Genomic DNA, 4,281 nt, shown 5'->3' on the forward strand with positions numbered 1-4,281 from the left:
TGTGCCCAGACCCACGCGGTTCATCCAGAACATAACGGCGCGCAAATCCATCGGCAAAGGCCAGCACGTCGGCCGTGGGTTCGTCGGCCTCAACTTCATCGAACGCGACAACATGGATATTGCCGGCGTCGTCCATAAGACGTGCCTCAGCACGCGACGGTGCATTCAAACGGAGACCGAGTAACGCACTCACTGGCCCGTCGCCGGGGCTGGCGCACAACAATGCCGCAGCTTCGGCAAGTTCTTCAGGCTCCGGTTCGGATGGATGGACCAGATCATCGACTTCGCGCGCGATCATGCCGGTATCGACGTCCCCTATCCCAAATTCATCGAGATCAAGCAACCGGCCTAAGAATCCGGCGTTCGTTTTCACAGGCCAGACTTCGGTGCCATCAATCCCGTCGCGCAAAAGGTCAATCGCCTCCTCGCGGGTTTCGCCCCAAGCAATGAGCTTGGCTATCATGGGATCGTAGAAGGGCGACACCTCGCCCCCTTGTTCGACGCCTGTGTCGATGCGCAGTTCATCCGGAAATTCTAAATGATCGAGTGTACCAATGGACGGCAGAAAACCGGTTGCAGGATTTTCGGCATAAAGCCGCGCTTCCATCGCCCAGCCATTGATGCTCAGTTCATCCTGCCGCTTTGGCAATGGCTCCCCGCTCGCCACCCGAAGCTGCCACTCCACCAGATCAACGCCGGTGATTTCCTCGGTCACCGGATGCTCCACCTGAAGCCGCGTGTTCATTTCCATGAACCAGATACGGTCCGCGCGAAGGCCTTCGGAAGCGTCGGCAATGAACTCGATCGTGCCTGCGCCGACATAGTCGACTGCTTTGGCTGCCTTCACCGCCGCCGCACAGAGCTGCTCGCGTGTCGCGTCGTCCATCCCCGGCGCAGGGGCTTCCTCGATCACTTTCTGGTGTCGCCGCTGGAGCGAGCAATCGCGCTCGAACAGATGAACGATGTTGCCATGGGTATCGCCAAAAACCTGCACCTCGATATGGCGGGGACGCTGTATATATTTTTCGATCAGGACATGTGCATTGCCGAACGACGCAGTAGCCTCGCGCTGGCAACTGGCAAGCGCATCTATGAAGTCAGCCGCATCGTCGACCTTGCGCATCCCCTTGCCGCCACCGCCAGCGACGGCCTTGATGAGCACGGGATAGCCGATTTCGGCGGCGCGTTCTGCAAGGAACGCCGGGTCCTGGTTTTCGCCCATATAGCCGGGGGTGACGGGCACGCCGGCTTCGGCCATCAATTTCTTTGCTGCGTCCTTCAGGCCCATTGCCGTGATACTGGCGGGGCGCGGCCCAACCCAGATCAGCCCGGCATCAATGACGGCTTGGGCAAATTCGGCATTCTCAGACAGAAAGCCATAACCCGGATGGATCGCCTCTGCACCAGTGGAAAGCGCAGCCGCGATGACCTTCTCACCTACCAGATAGCTCTCACGCGCAGGGGACGCCCCGATATGCACTGCCTCATCCGCCTGCCGGACATGCAGCGCGTTCGCATCAGCATCCGAATAGACCGCTATCGTGCGGATGCCCATGGCACGCGCCGTGCGAATAATCCGACAAGCAATTTCGCCGCGATTGGCGATGAGAAGGGATTGGATCATGTTGGTCACATCCGGAACACCCCGAAGCGGGGCGCCTCCTCGACGGGTGCATTCAGCGCCGCTGCGAAGGCTAGGCCAAGCACATCGCGGGTTTGTGCCGGGTCGATGATGCCATCATCCCATAAACGCGACGTCGCGTAATAGGGGTTGCCTTCGTACTCATATTTCTGGCGGATCGGGGCTTTGAAGGCTTCGGCCTCTTCCGGTGTCCATTTTTCTGCGTCACGGTGCACGGTGGCCAGCACGCTTGCGGCTTGTTCGCCGCCCATGACGCTGATCCGCGCGTTGGGCCAGGTGAAGAGGAAGCGCGGCGAATAAGCCCGTCCACACATGCCGTAATTGCCCGCGCCAAAGCTGCCGCCTATTAGCACTGTAATCTTCGGCACGCTTGCGGTGGCAACGGCAGTGACGAGTTTCGCGCCATGCTTGGCAATACCTTCTGCTTCATATTTGCCGCCAACCATGAAGCCGCTTATGTTCTGCAGGAACAGCAACGGAATGCGCCGCTGGCAGGCAAGCTCAATGAAATGCGCGCCTTTAACTGCGCTTTCGCTGAACAGTACGCCGTTATTGGCTAGGATCGCTACAGGCATGCCCCAGATGTGCGCGAAACCGCAAACCAGAGTCGTGCCGTAAAGCGCCTTGAACTCGTGGAATCCGCTACCGTCGACTAGCCGCGCGATGACCTCATGCACGTCATATGGCGCACGAACGTCATCCGGAATGACGCCGTAGAGTTCCTCCGTGTCAAATTTTGGCGGGCGTGGGTCCTTAAGATCAATGTCCGGCTTGGGCACTGGACCAAGATGGCTGATAATGTCGCGCACAATAGTCAGGGCATGTTCGTCATTCTCGGCCACATGGTCGACCACGCCCGATTTACGGCCATGCAAGTCGCCCCCGCCAAGATCTTCCGCGCTGATCTCCTCGCCCGTTGCAGCCTTCACCAATGGCGGGCCGGCAAGGAAAATGGTTCCTTGATTGCGGACAATCACACTCTCGTCCGACATGGCCGGCACATAAGCGCCACCCGCGGTACAGCTGCCCATCACGCAGGCGATCTGGGGTATACCCTTGGCGCTCATATTCGCCTGGTTAAAGAAGATCCGCCCGAAATGGTCGCGGTCGGGGAAGACCTCATCCTGATGCGGAAGGTTCGCCCCTCCGCTGTCGACGAGGTAGATGCACGGCAAGTGGTTGGCCTCGGCAATTTCCTGAGCGCGCAGATGCTTTTTGACGGTCATCGGGTAATAAGTGCCACCCTTTACCGTCGCATCGTTGCAGACAATCATGCACTGGCGGCCCGAAACCCGGCCTATTCCCGTGATCAGGCCAGCGCCGGGGATTTCGCCATCATACAGGTCGCAAGCCGCAAGCTGGCCAATTTCAAGGAATGGCGCGCCGGGATCAAGCAGGCGCTCAACACGCTCCCGGGGCAGTAGTTTTCCGCGCGACGTGTGCCGCTCACGCGACTTCTCGTTCCCGCCAAGCGCAGCCTCTGCGACTCTCGTCCACAGCTCATCACGCAGCGCCCAATTATGGGCACTGCGTGCTTTATAATCGTCGGATTCGGTGTTGATCTGTGTCGATAGTGTTGGTGCGCTCATCGTTTCAATTGAAACGATTCTGCAGATTTAGCAAGGCCATCGCGGCACCAGCGGCCTCCCCGCCCTTATCCTTTTGCTTGGGGTCAGCGCGCACGATGGCCTGATCTTCGTTTTCAACAGTCAGAATGCCGTTACCAATGGCGATCCCATCCATCGTCAGCGCCATGATCCCGCGTGCGCTTTCGCCGGCGACGATCTCAAAATGGTAGGTTTCGCCGCGGATAACGACACCAATTGCCACGAAGCCGTCGTACATCTGCGCTTCTGCAGCCATGGCAATCGTGCCGGGTATCTCCAGCGCACCAGGCACAGTAATAACCTCAACCTCATGTCCCTTGGCCTTCAAAGCGGCCTTGGCGCCTGCAACGAGCATGTCGTTCAGATGGTCGTAAAACCGTGCTTCAACTATCAGGAACTTTGCCATTACTCGCCTCCGGTGCCGGGAATAGGCCGTTCGCCTACAATGGAAAGGCCATAACCTTCAAGGCCAACCAACGTGTGGTGCGTGTTCGTCAGCAATATCATATCATGCACGCCAAGCTCGGTCAGGATTTGCGCACCGCCGCCATAATCGCGCAGTTCCTCAATTTCCGGTGCGCCAGCTTGCTTGCCCTCGGCGCGCAGTTGCATAAAGCGGGAAACGACGTTTTTCATTGGCTTGTTGATGACAACAATCACGCCAGCGCCTTCGGCGGCAATTGCCTCCATCGAACGGGAAAGCAACCCAGAGCGCTCGTTTTCTTCGCCAAACACGTCGACGAACATCGACATCGTGTGCATGCGCACCAAGGTCGGCTTTTCAGGATCGATGCGCCCTTTGACTAACGCGATAGTCTCGTCACCCGTGGCCTTGTTGTAAAAGGTCATCGCTGACCAGTCGCCACCCCAGCGGCTCTGGAACTTCATCTCCGCGCGCTTTTCGACCAGATGGTCATGCTTGCGGCGATAGGCTATCAGATCGCGGATCGTGCCCATTTTTAGATTATGCATACGGGCGAAAGCGACGAGGTCGTCCATCCGCGCCATCGTGCCGTCATCCTTCATAATCTC

General features: G+C 58.4%; 4 protein-coding genes. All 4 read right to left on the reverse strand.

Annotated features, from left to right (window positions below; all coding sequences use genetic code 11):
• On the reverse strand, window positions 1-1,624 hold a 1,624-nt coding region (locus tag ACK4S7_RS08895; protein ID WP_409646070.1), incomplete at its 3' end, for an acetyl/propionyl/methylcrotonyl-CoA carboxylase subunit alpha.
• Window positions 1,625-1,629: 5 nt separating this feature from the next.
• Window positions 1,630-3,231 carry a carboxyl transferase domain-containing protein gene (locus tag ACK4S7_RS08900; protein ID WP_409646071.1) on the reverse strand — a complete coding sequence of 534 codons (1,602 nt, stop codon included), beginning with the start codon at window positions 3,229-3,231 and terminating at the stop codon, window positions 1,630-1,632.
• A 4-nt stretch (window positions 3,232-3,235) separates the two neighbouring features.
• Window positions 3,236-3,655 (reverse strand): 6,7-dimethyl-8-ribityllumazine synthase, encoded by a 420-nt coding sequence (gene ribH / locus ACK4S7_RS08905; protein WP_409646073.1) that lies wholly within the window; start codon window positions 3,653-3,655, stop codon window positions 3,236-3,238.
• Window positions 3,655-4,281, reverse strand: a 627-nt coding sequence (locus tag ACK4S7_RS08910; RefSeq protein WP_409646075.1) for a 3,4-dihydroxy-2-butanone-4-phosphate synthase, incomplete at its 5' end; no start/stop codon positions are given. The genes ribH and ACK4S7_RS08910, both read right to left, overlap by 1 nt.

The organism is Sphingorhabdus sp., assembly GCF_046292425.1.
In the GTDB taxonomy this organism is placed as follows: Bacteria; Pseudomonadota; Alphaproteobacteria; order Sphingomonadales; family Sphingomonadaceae; genus Sphingorhabdus_B.